Annotated in this window: 1 pseudogene; it reads left to right on the top strand. The window is 68.1% G+C overall.

The window, feature by feature from the left end:
• Positions 1 to 271, top strand: a pseudogene (locus HX774_RS20175) (RsiV family protein); the annotation flags it as partial.
• Positions 272 to 307 lie beyond the last annotated feature (36 nt).

Here is a 307-nt window from a genome sequence, read left to right as displayed (position 1 = left end):
GACCCCGGTCAAGGTCGGCGGCGACACCTGGTCCTGCCCCAGGCTGAAGGACCTGGCCATCGTCCTCGCTCCCGGCGATGCGCCGGGCAAGGCTGGCGGCCTGACCTTCCTGCTCGACGCCTATGCCGTCGGCCCCTACGTCGAGGGCGCCTACTACCTGACCCTGCCCGCCTCGACCTTCCAGACCCTCCTGGCCCCGGCCTATGCGTCGGAGTTCGGCGGCAAGCCGCTCAAGACCGGCGACGTCACCAACGACCTGCGCCCGAAGTAAAAAACTAAGTCTCTCAATCCTCCCCCGTTCACGGGG

It is taken from the genome of Brevundimonas sp. P7753 (assembly GCF_013386595.1).
In the GTDB taxonomy this organism is placed as follows: Bacteria; Pseudomonadota; Alphaproteobacteria; order Caulobacterales; family Caulobacteraceae; genus Brevundimonas; species Brevundimonas bullata.
The sequence above is the reverse complement of the archived record's forward strand: the minus strand, read 5'-3'. Positions and strand labels throughout refer to the sequence as shown.